Annotated in this window: 1 protein-coding gene; it reads left to right on the top strand. The window is 65.6% G+C overall.

Annotation, left to right across the window (positions count from 1 at the left end; translation table 11 throughout):
* Positions 1–1,223 (top strand): mandelate racemase/muconate lactonizing enzyme family protein (locus NKF06_RS20605; RefSeq protein WP_253246463.1); only part of this gene is annotated, 1,223 nt, incomplete at both ends.

Raw genomic sequence — 1,223 nt, 5'->3', positions numbered from 1 at the left:
AACTACGCGGAGTTGCACGATCCGAACGCGGAGTACACGATGCGGGAGCTGTCGGCGGAGACGATGGGCGTGACGGCCAAGCGCGGCGGCGGTCGCGATGTCGAAATCACCGACGTGCAGACGACGATGGTCGACGGTAACTTCCCGTGGACGCTCGTCCGCATCTACACCGACGCCGGTATCGTCGGCACCGGTGAGGCCTACTGGGGCGCGGGCGTCCCCGAACTCATCGAGCGCATGAAGCCGTTCGTCATCGGCGAGAACCCCCTCGACATCGACCGTCTGTACGAGCACCTCGTCCAGAAGATGTCCGGTGAGGGCTCCGTCGAGGGCGTCACGGTCACCGCCATCGCGGGCATCGAAATCGCGCTGCACGACCTCGCGGGCAAGATTCTCGACATCCCCGCCTATCAGCTTCTCGGCGGGAAGTACCGCGACAAGGTGCGGGTCTACTGCGACTGTCATACCGAAGAGGAGGCCGACCCCGAAGCGTGCGCTGACGAGGCAGAGCGCGTGGTCGACGAACTCGGCTACGACGCGCTCAAGTTCGACCTCGACGTGCCGTCGGGCTTCGAGAAGGACCGCGCGAACCGCCACCTGCGACCCGGTGAGATTCGGCACAAGGCCGAAATCGTCGAGAAGGTCACAGAGCGCGTCAAGGACAAGGCGGACGTGGCGTTCGACTGCCACTGGACGTTCTCGGGCGGCAGCGCAAAGCGGCTCGCGGCCGCGCTCGAAGACTACGACGTGTGGTGGCTCGAAGACCCCGTCCCGCCGGAGAACCTCGACGTGCAGGAGGAGGTCACGAAGTCCACGCTCACGCCCATCACGGTCGGCGAGAACCGCTACCGCGTGACGGAACTGCGCCGCCTCATCGAAAAGCAGGCCGTGGACATCGTCGCGCCGGACATGCCGAAGGTCGGCGGAATGCGCGAGACGCAGAAGATCGCAGACGTGGCGAACCAGTACTACGTGCCGGTCGCGATGCACAACGTCTCGTCGCCGGTGGCGACGATGGCCTCCGCACACGTCGGCACGGCGATTCCGAACTCGCTGGCGGTCGAATACCACTCCTACGAGCTGGGCTGGTGGGGCGACCTCGTCGAGGAGACGGTCATCGAGGACGGGTACATCGAGATTCCGGAGAAGCCGGGCCTCGGCGTGACGCTGGACATGGACACCGTCGAAGCGCACATGGTCGACGGCGAGACGCTGTTCGACGA

The sequence above is a fragment of the Haloferax sp. AB510 genome, from assembly GCF_024136985.1.
Lineage (GTDB): Archaea > Halobacteriota > Halobacteria > Halobacteriales > Haloferacaceae > Haloferax.
Note: the sequence above shows the minus strand (reverse complement) of the source record. Positions and strands in the feature narration are given on the sequence as shown.